The sequence below is a fragment of the Streptomyces sp. CT34 genome, from assembly GCF_000805335.1.
Classification (GTDB): Bacteria; Actinomycetota; Actinomycetes; order Streptomycetales; family Streptomycetaceae; genus Streptomyces.
The window spans coordinates 7150917-7166405 of record NZ_KN708638.1 but is presented as its reverse complement, the minus strand read 5'-3'; the positions used below and the strand labels follow the sequence as shown (position 1 = coordinate 7166405).

12 protein-coding genes and 1 pseudogene are annotated in these 15489 nt (G+C 69.4%); 8 read left to right on the top strand and 5 right to left on the bottom strand.

Annotated features, from left to right (window positions below):
• On the bottom strand, nt 1-1572 hold a 1572-nt coding region (locus tag RZ84_RS42010; RefSeq protein WP_241777951.1), incomplete at its 3' end, for a beta-ketoacyl synthase N-terminal-like domain-containing protein.
• Nucleotides 1573-1850: 278 nt separating this feature from the next.
• On the opposite strand from RZ84_RS42010, the gene RZ84_RS31260 reads away from it, so the two are divergent.
• The 8 genes from RZ84_RS31260 (at nt 1851) to RZ84_RS35345 (ending at nt 11140) form a co-directional block, all read left to right on the top strand.
• Nucleotides 1851-3011 carry an SDR family oxidoreductase gene (locus RZ84_RS31260; protein ID WP_052230290.1) on the top strand — a complete coding sequence of 387 codons (1161 nt, stop codon included), beginning with the start codon at nt 1851-1853 and terminating at the stop codon, nt 3009-3011.
• Nucleotides 3012-3023: 12 nt separating this feature from the next.
• Nucleotides 3024-3662: a DUF6230 family protein gene (locus RZ84_RS31255; RefSeq protein WP_052230289.1), complete on the top strand. Its 639-nt coding sequence runs from the start codon at nt 3024-3026 to the stop codon at nt 3660-3662.
• The gene (locus tag RZ84_RS31250) at nt 3653-4057 is read left to right on the top strand and encodes a DUF6114 domain-containing protein (protein ID WP_198540085.1); all 405 of its coding nucleotides are present in this window, start codon (nt 3653-3655) and stop codon (nt 4055-4057) included. The genes RZ84_RS31255 and RZ84_RS31250 overlap by 10 nt, the downstream gene beginning before the upstream one ends.
• A gap of 287 nt (nt 4058-4344) precedes the next feature.
• A complete protein-coding gene (locus RZ84_RS39360; protein ID WP_157878971.1) occupies nt 4345-4815 on the top strand; it encodes a hypothetical protein in 471 nt (156 codons plus the stop codon).
• Nucleotides 4816-5624: 809 nt separating this feature from the next.
• A complete protein-coding gene (locus tag RZ84_RS35350; protein ID WP_157878970.1) occupies nt 5625-6701 on the top strand; it encodes an ALF repeat-containing protein in 1077 nt (358 codons plus the stop codon).
• Between the two features lie 204 nt (nt 6702-6905).
• On the top strand, nt 6906-7205 hold the full coding sequence (locus RZ84_RS31235; protein ID WP_043267705.1) for a trypco2 family protein: 300 nt from the start codon (nt 6906-6908) through the stop codon (nt 7203-7205).
• Nucleotides 7202-10126 carry an NACHT domain-containing protein gene (locus RZ84_RS31230; protein WP_052230287.1) on the top strand — a complete coding sequence of 975 codons (2925 nt, stop codon included), beginning with the start codon at nt 7202-7204 and terminating at the stop codon, nt 10124-10126. The genes RZ84_RS31235 and RZ84_RS31230 overlap by 4 nt, the downstream gene beginning before the upstream one ends.
• 180 nt (nt 10127-10306) lie before the next feature.
• Nucleotides 10307-11140, top strand: a complete 834-nt coding sequence (locus RZ84_RS35345) for a DUF6801 domain-containing protein (protein ID WP_052230286.1) — start codon at nt 10307-10309, stop codon at nt 11138-11140.
• 415 nt (nt 11141-11555) lie between these two features.
• On the opposite strand, the gene RZ84_RS31220 is transcribed toward RZ84_RS35345, so the two are convergent.
• From RZ84_RS31220 to RZ84_RS37425, 4 genes and pseudogenes are all read right to left on the bottom strand, one after another.
• Nucleotides 11556-12308: a CHAT domain-containing protein gene (locus RZ84_RS31220; protein WP_157878969.1), complete on the bottom strand. Its 753-nt coding sequence runs from the start codon at nt 12306-12308 to the stop codon at nt 11556-11558.
• Between the two features lie 292 nt (nt 12309-12600).
• Nucleotides 12601-13257, bottom strand: coding sequence for a rhomboid-like protein (locus RZ84_RS35340; protein ID WP_052230285.1), 657 nt, complete (start codon nt 13255-13257; stop codon nt 12601-12603).
• A gap of 819 nt (nt 13258-14076) precedes the next feature.
• The gene (locus RZ84_RS31210) at nt 14077-14820 is read right to left on the bottom strand and encodes a hypothetical protein (protein ID WP_043267701.1); all 744 of its coding nucleotides are present in this window, start codon (nt 14818-14820) and stop codon (nt 14077-14079) included.
• Between the two features lie 248 nt (nt 14821-15068).
• A pseudogene (locus RZ84_RS37425) lies at nt 15069-15389 on the bottom strand (helix-turn-helix domain-containing protein); the annotation flags it as partial.
• Between the last annotated feature and the right edge of the window lie 100 nt (nt 15390-15489).

Genomic DNA, 15489 nt, shown 5'->3' with positions numbered 1-15489 from the left:
GGGCGGGCGGGAGCCGTGCTCGGCGATCCCGGTGAGCGCCTCCGCGGCCTGCCGCGGCGTGTGGCCGAGGACGGCCGTGCGGTGCTCGTGCTTGCCGCGGCGCAGGCAGGATGTGTAGGCGAGGTCGTAGAAGTCCTCCGGGTCCGCCGTCCCGAGGTGCCGCGCCATGCGGGAGACCGCCTCGGTCAGCGCCTGGGGCGTGCGGGCCGTCACCAGGACCGGCAGGCCCTCAGGGGGCGGCGTGCACGGTGCCGGTTCGGGCCGGGGTGGGGCATCGGTCAGGATCGTGTGCGCGTTGGCGCCGCCGAAACCAAAGGAGTTGACGCCGACGACCGGACGTTCCACCTCTTTCAGAGCGCGGTTTTCGGTGGCCAGGTCGATGCCCAGTCCCGTGAAGTCGATGTGCGGGTTCGGGGCCGCGGCGTGCAGGGAGGCGGGGACCGTGCGGTGCCGCAGGACCAGCAGGGCCTTGCACAGCCCCGCCATGCCGGAGGCAGGCTCCAGGTGGCCCACGTTCGTCTTGACCGAACCGATCGGCAGCGGGCCGGTGATGCGTCGGATGCCCAGGGCCTGGCCGATTGCCTGGGCCTCCATCGGGTCGCCCGCGATGGTTCCGGTGCCATGGGCCTCGAAGTAGACCAGTTCGTCCGGGTGCACCCCGAAGTCCGCGTACACCCGGCGCAGCAGGTCCTCCTGTGCCTGCGGGTTGGGCAGCGACAGACCCAGCGTTCGTCCGTCGCTGTTGCTGGCGCTGCCCAGGATCACCCCGTGCACCCGGTCGCCGTCGGCCAGTGCGTCGGTGAGGCGTTTGAGCAGCACCATCCCGCCGCCCTCCGCCCGGACGAAACCGTCGGCGTCCGCGGAGAACGAGGCGCACTTGCCGCGTTCCGAGAGCATCGACGCCTGGGAGAAGCCGACGTAGTGGTACGGAGAGAGCAGGATGTTCGCTCCGCCGCACAGCACCACGCGGCTCGTCCCCTCCCAAAGCGTGTGGCAGGCACGGTCCAAAGCGACCAGCGACGACGAGCACGCGGTGTCCACCGCCATGCTCGGGCCGTGCAGATCGAAGGCGTGGGAGAGCCGGTTGGCCGCGATGGAGGAGGCCGCGCCCGACATCGTGTACGGGCTGATGGTCCACGGTTTGAGCATCTGCAGGGCGCCGTAGGAGGCGTCGGAGATGCCGATGTAGACGGCGGTGTCGGAGCCCGCCAGCAGCGCCGGGGCGATCGCCGCATCGTCCAGCGTCTCCGCGGTCAGCTCCAGCAGCAGCCGGTGCTGTGGGTCCATGTGCGCCGCTTCCTTCGGAGAGATCCCGAAGTACGCGGCGTCGAAGCCCGCGATGTCGTCCAGGAAGCCCCCGGCGGCGGTGTAGCTCTTGCCGGCCCGCGGCATCGAGGTGTCCACGAAGCGGTCCGCGTCGAACCGGTCCGCGGGCATCCCGGTGACGAGATCCCTCCCCTCACGCAGGGCGGTCCACAGGTCCGCCATGCCGGCAATACCACCAGGCAGTCGACAGGACACACCGACGATTGCGAGGGCGCGGTCGGTGTAGGGGCCCTGGTGCTGGTTCACAGGTACGGCCTTCCTGGCAAGGGCGGTTCGCGGGTGGTTCTCCGCACACGACGATCCGCACGGAGTGCAATGGCGCCTTAACTTACTGTCGACGGGCGTGCCGTCGAGTGCGCCACCCGCGCGCCTTCCCCCTCCGCACCAGTAGAGGGATTTGCTTACTGAGCTGACCATTCCGGTCGATAGGAGTGTCGGGGCGCCCGCCAGGCATCGCTGCGGTAGATACCAGCCATGCCGGGGCCGTCGGCCGCCTTGGCTCCCTCCCCAGCGAAGGAGACGCCGTGCCCGTCCTGTTCACCGGAGCCACCGGGTTCCTCGGCTGCCGCATCGTGCGCGAACTCCTGTCCGAGGGCGGTGACGAACCGATCACAGTCATCGGACGCGGCAGTGAACCTGACCTCCGGGCGCGGATGGAGGCCGCCGTGACCTGGCTGGACGGTCCATCGCTGCCGGCCGGCGCCCTGAACCGGCTGCGCTACCTGAGCGGAGACATCACACTGCCCGGACTCGGCCTGACGGCCGAGGAGCGCGCACGGGCCACCGACGGCATCACCCAGCTGTGGCACAGCGCGGCGCTGCTCAGGCTTGAGGGCGATCCGGCCCCCCTCCACCGCTCCAACGTCGTGGGGACCCGGCACGTCCTGGAACTCGCCGAACACGCCCCCGATGCCCACCTGATGCACGTCAGCACCGCGTACGTCGCGGGACGCCGGCTCACCGGCCACATCCTCGAAGAGGACCTTCTCGACGACCACGGATTCCAGACCTACTACGAGGAAAGCAAGTACACCGCCGAACGCCTGGTCCGCGCCTGGGGGGCGCGCACCGGCCGTTCCGTGACCGTCCTCCGCCCCGGCCTTCTCGTCACGGACCGGCCCGTCCCCGAAGGGCTTCCGGGCCAGCCGCTGAACATCCTGCTCCGGATCGTCGACGCCGGCCTGCACAGCAAGGCGGTACGCGCCAGGAGCCTGGCCGCATTCGTCAAGGGCGGACGACGCCGCGGGGATGCCGTGCGCATCCGCATCGCGGCGGACCCCGACGGCACGGCGAACCTGGTGCAGGTGGAGTACGCCGCCCGGGCCATGGTCCGCACGGCCAGGGCCCACGCCGGCCGGCCCGCTGCCGTACGCACCGTGCACGTCACCCACCCGCACAATGCGTCGGCCGACATCGCGCTGAAGGCATTGGAAGTCCGGTATCCGCGGCTCTCCTTGAGTCTCGTGCCACACATCCCCGATCCCACGCCGCTGGAGCAGCTGGTCGCCCAACACGGCGCGGGGATGGTCGGGTTCAGCGCCCAGCGCCGCACCTACGACCGGACCCACCTGTGCGAGGCCCTCGGAGACCTGCCGGATCCCGAGCCCATCGACGAGAGCTACCTCGCTCGGGCGTGCGGCGATCCCGATGTACCCGTCGGTCCCGACGTGCGCGTCCCCGCGTGAAGGGATGTCATCATGCGGTCGATCAGCGTGCTCCGGCAGGGGGGAACACGGCACCGCTCCCCGGCCGGGCGTGGCCGGACCAACTGGCGGCGGTTCACGGTCGCCGCACTCGGGGCGCTGGCCCTGGCCGCCGGCACCATCGCCACCACCACGGCCGCTTCCATCCCGCTTTCCTTCGCGGTCGCCGGCAGCCCCTTCTCCGTCACGGCTCAACGGCTCAAGGGAACCGGCGCCGTACAGTTCGCCTCCTTCCGCAAGGATGCGACCGGCAGGAAGCACGCCGTAGCGGTCGTCGGCATCCGCGAGGCCGCGCTGTACGGGCTGTGCCAGTCCGCGGTGGCGCACACCCCGCTCGGCACCGTGACACTGCTGATCCGCTCCGGGGACGACGAACCGGTGACCGCCTCTCGGATGACCCTGGACCTCGCCAGTTTGGAGGGTGACATGAGCTTCGGCTCGGTGGAGATGGGCCGGGACGCCGCCACTCTGGACGGCGGTGGGATCACCGGCGCCAGCGGGGTGTACGGGCAGCAGGCGCGCACCTTGACGATCAGGGACATGCGGATGGCCGCCTGGTCCCTGACGGCCGGCATGTTCTCACTCAACGGCGCCACCATGGACGTCCGCTCGGGAGACCACCCGTGCGATTGAGCCCAGGCCGTCGGCCGCACGCCGCCTGCCTGTGCGTCGCCGCCGCCGGAGCCGAACTCGGATCTCTCCCCCTGGCCGACCCGAGCCTGCTGTCCATGACGGGGCCGAGCGGGGCGGCCGCGGTACTGGTGGCCCTGGCCCTGGTCGGCTGCGCCGTGCACCTTTGGGCGAGTCCGCAACAGCACCTCTACAGCGGCGGGGCGGCCATCGCGCTGGGGCTGCTCTCCTACCCGCTGGCCAATCTCGGCGGCTTCCTCCTCGGCATGTTCCTGGCTCTGATCGGTGGGGCCCTGGCTCTCGCCTGGCAGCCGGTCGAGGACGAACCGAATCCGCCCGGCGCCGCGCCCACAGCGCCCGGACAGCACAGCGGAACCGAGGCCCGGAGCGGCGGGTGAGCGCCGAGGCGGCGCATCGCCGGCTCCTGCGGACGCTGGTTCCCTGCTGCGCGATCGCGGTGTGCCTCACCCAGGCCGCAGCCGCCGCCCTGCCCGACGGACATGACCGGAGCCGGAATCCCGGGACCGTGGCCGGTGCGGCCGGTGGCGTGCGCCAGGCCGCTCGGAAATGCGCGGCGGACGCCCTGCCGACTCCCGGGACAACTGCCAAAGGTCTGCTCCCGACGGTGGCAAAGACCCTGGCACAGCCCCTCGTGGCCTGCCTTTCCGCCGATACCCCCGCCGTCGTGCACCCGGACTCTTCCACGGCCCCGGACGCGCTCGCCGACCCGGATGCTCCCGGCGCCCCGGACACGCTCGCCGACCCGGAGTCCGGGGTCAGCATGCGGGCGGAAACCCTCACCCTCACCGGCCTGTACTGCCCGCCCGCCACGGAGACCTGCCGGGCGACCAGGATGGACCTTCACCGCCCTCGGCTCCTCTTCCACGGTCGCGGTGGCGGTTCCTGCTCCGCCGCGGCAGACCTCACGCTGACGGGCACTCTCCGGTTTCACGCGAACCTGGTCCGCGGCCGGGTCTTCGGCCTGCTGCCGCTCGTCTCGTCCACGCGGACGATCCCACCGATCCCCCTTCCCTATCTGGTGCTCACGGATGTCACGGCGCAGGGACTGTGGACTCGCGCCGACCAAGTCAACGGCACCGCGATGGCCATCGGGACCGAAGATCTCTGCCGGAGGCATGAAGGCGAGACGGCATGAAGGCGTGTCGGCGTGAATGGCGGCTGTGGAGGCGGTTTTTGAGGGGGTGTGAGGAACCGTTGCGACGTAGATCCGCGGCATGGTGACGTCGTTGACGCGGTACCACTACGAGCGGCGGATGCAGCGGGCCGGCGGGCCGCCGCGCAGGACGGGCCGGCGGGGCCGATCGTGACACCGGGGCCGGATCCGGTGCGGCTGAGCGGGTACCGGCCGCCGGCCGTCACCGAGCGGCCGACAGCGCTGGTGATCGAGTCGGGGAGGCCGGGGCGGATGGCGGCTGCCGCTACTGGAGCGGCCGGACGCGGAGCGCGCCGCCGGGGGCGGGGCGCTGGAGGTGGTGGGCTGGCCGGACGGGACGTGGCCCTACGCCGAGCTGGCCAAACTGCTGCCGGCGCGGGGGCGTTGCGGGGGTGTCGGACCGACGAAGACCAAAGCGACGACACAGCCGTGTGAACTTCGCGGTTCCGTTCCTCGGCTGTGCCGCGCGGAAGTGTGTCGCCGACCTTCCGCACATGCTGGTGATGCGGGGCGAATTGCGGCTGCCGTAGCCGCCGATTCAAGCCCTCGGCGCGAGCCGCAGACAAGGGCTGGTCGTGCCACCCCCCTGTGATCCGGGGAGATTCGCTCGTCGTGATCCGGGGAGATTCGCTCGTCGTGACCATGTCGGCATATCCACAGAAGGCGCGTGTTGGCTGACGTGGCACGTGCCCGGCGGCGGCCAGCAGGGCCGCCCCGCGCCAGGGTCCCCGACCGGAAAATTCCATACCCCCTATGCTTTACAAGCCATTTACTACTTCTTTCCTGGGAAAGTGGGGGTACGCGTGAAGCTGTCCCGTATTTCATCTGTTGTCGCCGCTGCGGCGATCGCGCCTGCCGTCCTGTTCGCCTCTCCGGCTGTCGCCGCCGACACCGCCACGGCATCGGCCGACTCGGCCCCTGACACCGCACCGGATGCGAAGCCGGACACGCAGGGCAACGCGAAGGCCGACGACGACAACCGCCTCGCCATCCTCAGGATCATCCACAAGTCCAAGCCCGGCAGCAGCGTCTACGAAGCCGCGCAGGCGGCCATGAACGGCTCCCCCGAGGACCGCGTGCGCTTCCTGAAGGAAGGCCACGAACTGGCCCAGTTCGCGGACGACAGGCTGCGCACCGTCCAGATCTCGAGCACCGCCGGCAAGGGGCTGCGGAAGGCGGCCGTGGAAGCGCTGAGGAAGGGCACCCACGAAGCTCTTCGCCAGTTCCTGGAGGTCGGCCAGTACGCGGCGCGCGACGAGGACAACTGCGTCGAAATCTCCCGCATCCTCCACACGGCCAAGCGCGGAAGCGTGCTCTACGAGTCCATACAAAAGGCCCTGGACGGCAGCCCCGAGGACCGCGCCCGCTTCCTCGAAGTGGGCCAGTACGAGGCCCGCGAGACCGACGACCGCATCCTCGTCACCCGTATCTCCGGGAGCGGTGGCCGCCATCTCAAGGAAGCCGCCAGGAAGGCGCTGCTGAGTGACAAAGCCGAGGACATCCGCCACTTCCTCGACATCGGCCAGTACGAGGCCCGCAAGCTGGACGACGCCGAGGCCGCCAAGGCCAAGGGCGACAAGGACCAGGAGAACGCCGAGGAAGGCCAGGAGTCCAAGGACGTCAAGGCCACCAGCGACGAGAAGCTCAAGCAGGGCGGCGCCAAGGACGTCAAGGGGGCCATGGAGTCCAACGGCACCACCGGCGCCAAGCCCGCCGTAGCCACCGCCGGCACCGGTTCCTCGGGCGCCCAACTGGCCGCGACCGGCACCGGCTCGGCCACCCCCTGGGCCGTCGGCGGCACCGCCGTCACCCTCACCGCCGGCGCCGGTCTGATCCTGGCCTCCCGCCGCCGCGCCTCCCAGGGCTGACACCGACCGCCGTCGCCCATACATGAAGAGGCCGGGGCAGCCGCCCGCACGAGGACAGCCGCCCCGGCCATCCCTCGCCCATGCCCATGAGCGGGTACCGCCGAGCCGGAGATCCGCCGCCTGTGAGCCCACGGCGCACTACCCGGCACCGCATCGCAGGACTACAGTCCTCGGTTACTGAAGGTCTCGGTGAAGGGACGCGGAGTGATCGAGTTAGCCAGTGTGATCAGGGATCTACGGGAGGAGTTGGAGCAGGCGGTCGCCGCGGCGGAGGGTGCTTCACTGCGCTTCGAGTTGGGGACGATCGAACTGGAGGTATCGGTCGCTCTGGAGCGAACAGCGCACGCGGGGGCGAAGGTACGGTTCTGGGTGGTGGAGTCCGGTGGGGACGCGACGGTGAACTCCGCCTCGACCCAGCGCATCACACTGGCATTGCAGCCGACCCTCACCGGGTCGGGCAATCCGCCGTACATCTCCGGGCCCGCCGCCCCGGACGAGCGATGAGTTCTGCCGACGACACGGCGTCCGATCTGGGCGGGCTCGACCCACGGCGAGCGGTCCAGATCATCACCACGCTCCGTGCGGGCCCGGTGCAACTCGGGTCGGGCTATCGGGTGAGCGGGGACGCGGTGCTCACAGCCGCTCATGTGGTGAATGACGCGGTGTCAGTGGTGATGCGTTTCATCACCGAGGACGGCGGCACAGCGGAGTTACCCGGCGAGCCGGTCTGGTCGGACTCTGCCGTGGATATCGCGGTGCTCAAGATCACGAGCCGGGCGAGCACCGGCGAATCATGCGCCGCCGAGGTCGCCCGAGTGCAGTTCGCCCGCATCACACAGCGCGTGGATTGCGAAGCACTGGGCTTCCCCCTGTTCAAGCTGCGTGCCGACACCGCTTCACCGGCCCCTGAGGCTCCCAGGCGGTTCCGGGATTCTCACCACGCGCTCGCCACGACCACACCATGGTCGGACCTGCGCGCGGGCAGCCTGGAGATCTCCGCGGATCCTCCGGGGGCCCCCGAGCCGGACCGCTCCCCTTGGGAGGGGATGTCGGGGGCCGCGGTGTGGAGCGGCGGGTACGTGATCGGCGTGGTCAGCGAGCATCACCGCGCCGACGGGTGGGGCAGGCTCGCCGCGAGTCAGGTGAAGCGCTGGTACGGACGCCTCACTCCGGCCCAGATCAGCGAACTCAACGATCTGATCGGCCTGCCGCGCTCCGCCTACGAACTCATGGAGCAGCCGCCCCCGCCGCTCCTGCCGCGCCCGCCGTCGCCGGACCTGTCAGAGCCGCACGGTGCGCCGGAGGTGCAGAAGTCGGCCAAGGAACTCGCGCGCGAGGTGCACACGCAATGGCGTGACGAGGAGCGGCAGCAGCAGGTGCACGACCCGTTGCGGCTCGACCTGCGTTTCCGGTGTACCCACCGGAATGTGTTCGATCACTGGGCCAACATCCGCCTGGCTCCGCTCGGGGCGGACCCAGGGCCCCTCCCCCTCAGCGGCCGTCTCCGCGGGATCGTGGGGGTGTACAGGTCCGTTCCGTCCCGTCGGCTCGTGGTGCTGGGTGGGGCCGGGTCGGGCAAGACGATCCTGACCCGGCGCTTCGTCCTCGACTGCCTGAGCGACCGGGTTCCCGGCGACCGGGTTCCGGTGATCTTCGGTCTGGGGTCATGGGACCCGGCCACCGAGTCACTGGACGACTGGCTGTGCGGCCAACTGGTGCGCGACTACCCCTTCCTGGCAGCTCCGGTCGGGCGTGGCGGGACACTGGCCGACGTCCTGCTCGACGAGGACAGGATCCTCCCGGTCCTCGACGGCTTCGACGAGATCGCGAGTGGCCTGTACGGCGCGGCGCTCGAAGCGCTCAACCTCACCACCAGGCCGCTGCTGCTCACCAGCCGTCCCGAGGAATACAGCCAGGCCGTGAAGGAGGAGTACGGCCAGGGTGTGAGAACCCGCGTGCTCACCGGAGCCGCGGTCATCGAGCTGGAGGACCTCACCGTAGACGACTATGCCGACTACCTGCGTCGCACCAGCCCACTGGTCAGAGGGAACGGCAAGGACACATCCGTCTGGGAACCGGCCCTGCGCAGGCTGCGCGAAGAGCCGTGCAGCCCCGGCGCAGCGAACCTCGCCGCAGTGCTCACCTCCCCGCTGATGGTCGCCCTGGCCGGCGCCATCTGTCGCGGGACCGGGCGCGACCCCGCAACCTTCCTGGAGTTCGCAACACGCGAGGACCTGGAAGCGCATCTGCTGGCAGACTTCATCCCCGCCGTCTACGGGTCCCTACCGACCACCGGCCGTGGCACCAGTCACCGCCGGCACCGTCACTGGACGCCCGAACGCACCCGGCGCTGGCTGGGCTATCTCGCCGCGCATCTCAAAGAACTCGACACCCACGACCTCGCCTGGTGGCAACTGGGCACCACTTCGCGCCGTTCTTCGCGCATTCTCGTGGTCGGGTTCCTGGCGGCACTGGCCTTCGGTGTGACGACCGCCGTGCAGAACCTGCCCGTGGACCTGGTCGCGGCGTCGAAGGGGCTCGGGTTCGCGATCACGCGGGGGCTCCTGGTCGGGTTCCTGCACGGTCTTGTCGCCGGTCTGGCCTTCGGAGTCGTCTACGGATTCATGTCCAAGGGCTCGCCAGTTGAGCCGTCGCGCCTGCGCATACAAGTCTTCGGCGGGAGCAGGGCGAGGCGTGCCAAGTTCCTCCCCAGATTCACACTGGGACTCAGGTTCGGGGGCGCGGCCGCGCTCGTGCTGGAGCTCCTGGACAGGTGCGTGGTAGCACCGCTGGGGTACGACGACGGACTCAGCGGCGGCCTCGTGGGAGGGCTCCTGTTCCCGCTCGAGGTCGGGCTCGGGGCCGGGCTCGTCCTCGGAATCATGGCCTGGCTCGAAGTTCCCATTGACACCGAATCCGAGGTGAGTGCCTCGGATCTGTTGAGCGCGAACCGCAGGAATGTGGTCTTCCATATGCTCGTGTGGATGCTCGTGCTCGGGCTTCCGGCCGGGCTGGTCTTCGGGTTCGGGAACGGGCCCGTTCGCGGGCTCCCGGCCTGGCTCGGGCACGGACCCCTCCGCGGGCTCCTGGGCGGCCTCGTGTTCGGGCTCACGGCGGCGTTCGGGGGCGGGCTCGGATACGGGCTGAGTTTCACCGCTTGGGGCCAGTGGGTGGCACTGGCGCGTATATGGTTGCCGCTCACGGGTCGACTTCCCTGGGCGGTGATCGCTTTCCTGGAAGACGCTCATCAGCGAGGTGTGTTGCGCCGGGCCGGCGCGGTCTACCAATTCCGTCATGCTCGGCTCGAAGACCATCTGACCTGCCTCTTCGAGGCACAGCACCACTCTGGCCCAGCACGTCGTTCGCCGGGCACGGCCGGCCCGGAACCAGACCCGGAACCGTCCGCGACCAGAGGGGCGTCCTGATACCGGGGACACCCGACAGCCGCATATTCCGGGCCGCCTGACAGCGGCATACCGATAGGGAAACGCAGCGGAACAACTCACGGGGGTGAATGGCATATGTCTGCCGAGCGCAGGATGGGAAGGCCAAGGGCGAGGATCGCCCTTGGGATGGTGACGGCATTAGGGGCAGCCGTCGGAGTCATGGGGATCTCCGGAGCCGGAAGCGCGTCCGCCCAACCGGTTTCGCTCACGCTGAAGTACACGTGCAAAGTTCCGTTCCTCGACCCCCAGCCCTTCACGGCGAAGATCGACGCGGACATCCCGCAGTCGGTCGCGGTCGGCGAGTCCAGCCGGAGGTTCGCCATCGACGCGGGGACGACGGTGGACGCGGACCTCACACCGAAGCTCCACGCGATCGGTGTGCGGAGCGTTGAGGGCAGGGTGGACGCGAAGATCGGCGTGGCCGCGCCGGAGGGCGACAGCCAGATCAAGGTGCCGCTCAACATCGGCAAGACCCGCGTCCCGGCTTCTGGTTCCCTTGACGTGACGGCGAACGGCACCGCACCCGCCCTCACGTTCAGCCGGCCCGGCAAAGGAAAGATCACCGTCGGCGACATCGGCGTGCACGTCGTCGGGAGGAAGGCGAACGGCGACGTCTTGGGCACGGCCGACGCGCAGTGCACGCTGAACGACGGACACGACGCGGTCGTCGGGTCGTTCGAGATCACAGGGACGGGAACGACGACTGGCTCGACCACGTCCGGCACCTCGGGGTCCGGCACCTCGGGCACGACCGGGGGCACGACGTCCCCGGGCACGACGCCGCCCGGCGCGACGCCCGGTGCGCCCTCCGCGGGGAGCTCCGCGCCGACGGGATCCGCGACCCACGGTACGGGGAGGGGTACCACCGCGAACACCGGCCTGGACACCGCGGGCCTGATTCTGCCGGCCGCGGGCATTCTCGTCGCGGGCGTCGTCGCCTTCGGCGTCGGCTCACGGCTGAAGAACCAGCGCCGCGGCGGTGACGACGGCTGAGGTGACCGAAACAACCGAGGACCCGGTCAGATCCGACCAGGGCCGGAGCACGCCGCATGGCCGCCCAAGAAGACTCGGCGGCAGCGAAGTTTTCACTGCCGCCGAGCCGGTAGTCGCGCGTCCGGTCCGCGGAGTGCAGCAGGAACAGCGTCAGTGGCCGTGGCCAGTGCCGGTCACCGGGTGCTGGTGGAATGGGCGGCCAGCAGATCGTTTCGCCTGACCGTTCCCGTTGGATCGGAGAGAGATCCGACATGCGCTGGCAGCACAGGGACAGGGACAGGCACCAACCAGTGGTCATGTGGTGGGTGTTGACGGTCGGAGGCGTCGAGTGTCGCCCGACCCCCGCGCTCCGCTCCTGGCCCGTGCGCCACGCCACGGGATCGCGGCTGGAACTGCAGGCGTTCCGAAGGACTCGTCAGCGGCCCAGGTGTATGTGTGCGGCCCAGCGTGACGGCTCGTCCGGTGCGTCCCTGCGGAGGTCGTGCACGGCGTGGTGGAGGATCCTGGCGGCGTCTTCGGGGTCGAAGGACGGGGCCAGGCCGGTGTAGAAGTCGTCCGCGATGCGCCCGGCGGAGCTGTCCGAGACCGGCCAGAGCGTGCCGATGACGTGGCGGTAGCCGACGAGTTGGAAGGCCGCGGCGATGTGCACGGCCTCGTCGGCGAGTGGCTCGTTCGACCGCGCCGTCTCACAGGCCGAGAGGTAGGCCAGTCTGCCTTGCGGAACGTTCAGTGCCGACAGTTCGATCGCGGTGAGCGGAGCCGAGACGTGGTCGTGCAACAGCAGCCGGTTGAGGGAGGGGGACCGGGGGTCGGTGACGGCGTGACAGGCGAAGTGGGCGATGCCGTGTTCGGGCAGTGCCCCGAGTATGGCGTCCCGCGTGGCCCGCGCGCCGGCGAGCAAGGTCAGGTCCGGCACGAGCTCGGCGAGACGCCGGGCCTCGAACCGGGCGCCCGGCAGCGCACGTACCCCGGGCGCCTCGCTCACCTCGACCACCAAGTTCCCGTGCCCGGCCTGCGGCCACCGGCGAACGCCCGCGCGCTGCTGGAGCTGCGACCTGGGCGACAGCGGTGACCGCACCGGGTTCCTGGAGCTGGCGACGACGGTCGTCACCGCCGCGACACTGCAACCCTTCGTCTCGGCCATCGCGTCCAAGGCCGGCGAGGACATCTGGCCCAAGATCGCCGACCTGATCAGCCCCGGGCGACGGGAGCGGATCAACGCACGTCTTGCCGACACCGAACTCCTCGAAATCGCCACGCACGAAGGTCGGTTGACCATCGAGATGCCCAAGCGGCTCCCGGGGAAGGCCGCCCGGGATCTGCGGGGCGTGGTGGCAACTTTGGAAGAGGCCGACGGGTGTTTCCGGATCTCCTACGACGCCGCGTCCCGACCTGGACCCGTGGCCGAGTCGACGGGGTCCCCGTGCGGTCGACGCACCGCCTCCCAACACGGTCACCGATCAGGAACCCTGTTCGACCGGACATACCTCTTGATCGCTACCTACCTCTTGATCGCCAAGAGGGCGGCTTCCGAGGTGGGCCCACAGTGCCGCCGTGAGTCCGGTGGCGCAGGAGAGGAGGTGGCCGATCGGCGCGGGTTCGGCGTCGCCGATGCCCTCCAGCAGGGCCGGGGTGACCACGGCCAGCAGGACCACCCATACCGCCCGCAGCCAGACCGGCCGTGCGAGCACGATTGCGATGGTCATGGCCGCTACCACCACGTAGGACGGCCCGGTGTCGAGCCCGTGCGATTCCGAACCCGGAAGCTCTCCGTGGTGGATGCGCCACCACACCAGGGCCTGGGCTACCACGCTGGCCCCGATGTGTGTGCCCGCCAGGGTGAGGAGCGCGCGGCGGGTCCCCAGGGCGGAGACTGCGGTGTAGGTCGACAGGGCGAACAACGGCCAGAGCCAGGGCGATGCCTGGGGGACGAACGCGGAGACGACCAGCGCTTCGACAGGGTGCCCGGCGGGCCAGAGGTGCAGGTTCGCCAGGTTTGTCGACGACCACGCCATGAGCTGGTTGAGCCGGTCGGGCGGCAACAGTGCCTCGACCATCCAGGCGACGGCGAGCGCCACGACATACCAGGACGCAGGGTTCTTCAGCAGGGGGCGCATCCGCGTCCGGTGGTGCGGTCCACTGTGTGTTTGTTGTGCCTTACGCAACGCGTGAATCCGTTTCAGTTCTCGTCGATCCGTTGGGGTCAATGGCTGATGAAGAGGCCCTGGAGGATCACGCCGATCCTGCCTCAGGGGACGTCAACTTCGCCTGCGCAGAGCCGATATGCCAGGTCGCTCGGGTTGCATGACCACGACCACGAAGAGCCGGGTAGGTCGCGGCGCCGCACCCGCTCCAGCCGAGCCCGGTCCTCACCGGTCAAGTCAACCCGTCCGGATACCACACCTCTCCAGACACACACCCGAAGTGTTTACACCTCACCCCAACTGTCGGTCTCAGAAGTGGAGATCGTCGCCGTCTCGTCAGCCTGATACTGCGTCGCAATTCAGTAGCGAGCACCGCAAGGCGTTCGGGTCAGGTGGTACGGGGAATCTCCCGTACCAAACCACATGCCGCCTCCGACAGCCAATGCAGCAGTACGCGTAATGGCTGCTTGGGACAGCCCTTTGGTGCGGCGCTCGACGTAGGCACGGGTGCGTCCGTCGAAGCGCATGCGGGTGGGCACGATGGTGTGCAAGACGTTGTTCGCTGCCCGGTCACCGCCACGGTTGATGCGGTAGCGGTGCTGCGCGTCCCGTCGGCGCCGGCTGGCCGACTGGACACACCGCAGAGAGCGCGCTGTACGCGGGGCTGGTGGCGGACGCCCCCACGCGCCCGCCACGAGCCCCGCTGCATTCGGGAGCACCGCCGTCGGTCAGGTGACGGTGATGCCCTCGCTGACGCCCGTTCTTTCCGGCTGTTCTTCGGGCTGCTCCGGCTTACTGGCCGTTCATCAGCCGCTCAGTGCAGGACTTGTCCTCCTGGCCGATCTCGGTCTTGCCGGTGGGGGTGGAGATCTCCACATCGTTGATGTACCAGATGTAGTGACCCTCGGCCTGCTCGCCGTAGTTCACCCGGATCCGCCCCTTGGCGTGGTGGATTTCGGCACCCGCGGTCAGCGAGCCCTTACGGCCCGGGCTGATCGTGACGGTGTTGGAGTTGGTCCGGCTGACGGTGTTGCTCCAGTTGTAACTGGCGTTCAGGCCGCCCGCGAATTTCCCCGCGTCGAAACCGAGTTCCCCGCCCACGTTCCAGCCGGCGGACCATGCCTCGGTGCTGTCGCTCCGGTGCTGGATGGGCTGGGTGGCGCCGGGGTTGCAGTTGGTGACGGTCTGGCCGGTGTCCCGCCACTCCCAGGCGTCCCACTCTTCGGACGACTCGAAGGTGCAGCCGTCGAGCTTCCGGGCCGGCTTGTAGATCGGTATCCCCGGCTGTGTCTGCGGGATCTGGATCTGCTCCATACGGCCGGGGCAGTCGTTCAGCAGCTGTTTACGGCTCAGCCCGTCGTCCGCGCTCGCGGGGGAGGCGAAGACGACGGTGGAGCTCGCGAGCACCGCCGCTGTACCCGCGAAGGCCGCTCCTCGCGAAAGCAGCGGACGGCGCCGCGCACGCCCGGATTCCGAAGCCTCCGACTCCTGCTGCACCTGGCCGAGTTCCTGCCGGGCGATACCGATTTTCCGCATTCGCGGGTCACCATTCCTTCGAGCATGGGGGATGGAGAGCAAAGGCAGCCGTTACCGCCGCCACGGAGAAGTTCCCCTCTCATGCTGGCTGCATCACGGTGTCCGGGCCCGCCCACGCACCGTTCCGGTGCGAACAGCCGCGGCGCGGGCCCAAGCGGACATATCCGTGAAGTGCGGCCACCTGGCGGCTTCGCTCGCACCCAACAATTCCGCACGGAACCTGAGGATTTGATGAGGAACCAAGGCGGTGACACGGGATCGACCGGCGTATAGGCAGGCCGAAGCTCACGGATCCTCTCTTCGAGGATGGTCATCCCTCTTCCCAGCCGATCCGCTCAGCGCTCACGGTCGCGGCCATCGTCGGGGTCTCCCGCAGCAGTTCCCTGATCTGCACCTCGACCGCATCCACCACCGAACCCTTCGCCGGCCGCTGGTATTTCGCGGCCGGTCGTGGCCAGGGCCCTTTTCACCGTGTTCTTCGAGATGCCCAGATGCCGTGCGATCGCTCGGATCGGCATCTGTTCCGCCCGGTGCAACCGACGGATCTCTGCCCAGTCCTCCACGAGGATCGCCCTTCCCTTCTGACCTTGATCACCAAGGTCAGAATCTGACGAAGATCACCAAGTGGGTGACTTTGATCCGCGCCGTCAAGCGGTCAGGGTTCGGCCG

What these genes read in the sequence shown, in the direction of transcription:
- RZ84_RS31255 (WP_052230289.1), top strand. Translation starts at nt 3,024, where the DNA reads ATGCGGTCGATCAGCGTGCTCCGGCAGGGGGGAACACGGCACCGCTCC.
- RZ84_RS35345 (WP_052230286.1), top strand. Translation starts at nt 10,307, where the DNA reads ATGGGGATCTCCGGAGCCGGAAGCGCGTCCGCCCAACCGGTTTCGCTC.
- RZ84_RS31230 (WP_052230287.1), top strand. Translation starts at nt 7,202, where the DNA reads ATGAGTTCTGCCGACGACACGGCGTCCGATCTGGGCGGGCTCGACCCA.
- RZ84_RS31210 (WP_043267701.1), bottom strand. Translation starts at nt 14,820, where the DNA reads ATGCGGAAAATCGGTATCGCCCGGCAGGAACTCGGCCAGGTGCAGCAG.
- RZ84_RS35340 (WP_052230285.1), bottom strand. Translation starts at nt 13,257, where the DNA reads ATGCGCCCCCTGCTGAAGAACCCTGCGTCCTGGTATGTCGTGGCGCTC.
- RZ84_RS31220 (WP_157878969.1), bottom strand. Translation starts at nt 12,308, where the DNA reads ATGTCCTCGCCGGCCTTGGACGCGATGGCCGAGACGAAGGGTTGCAGT.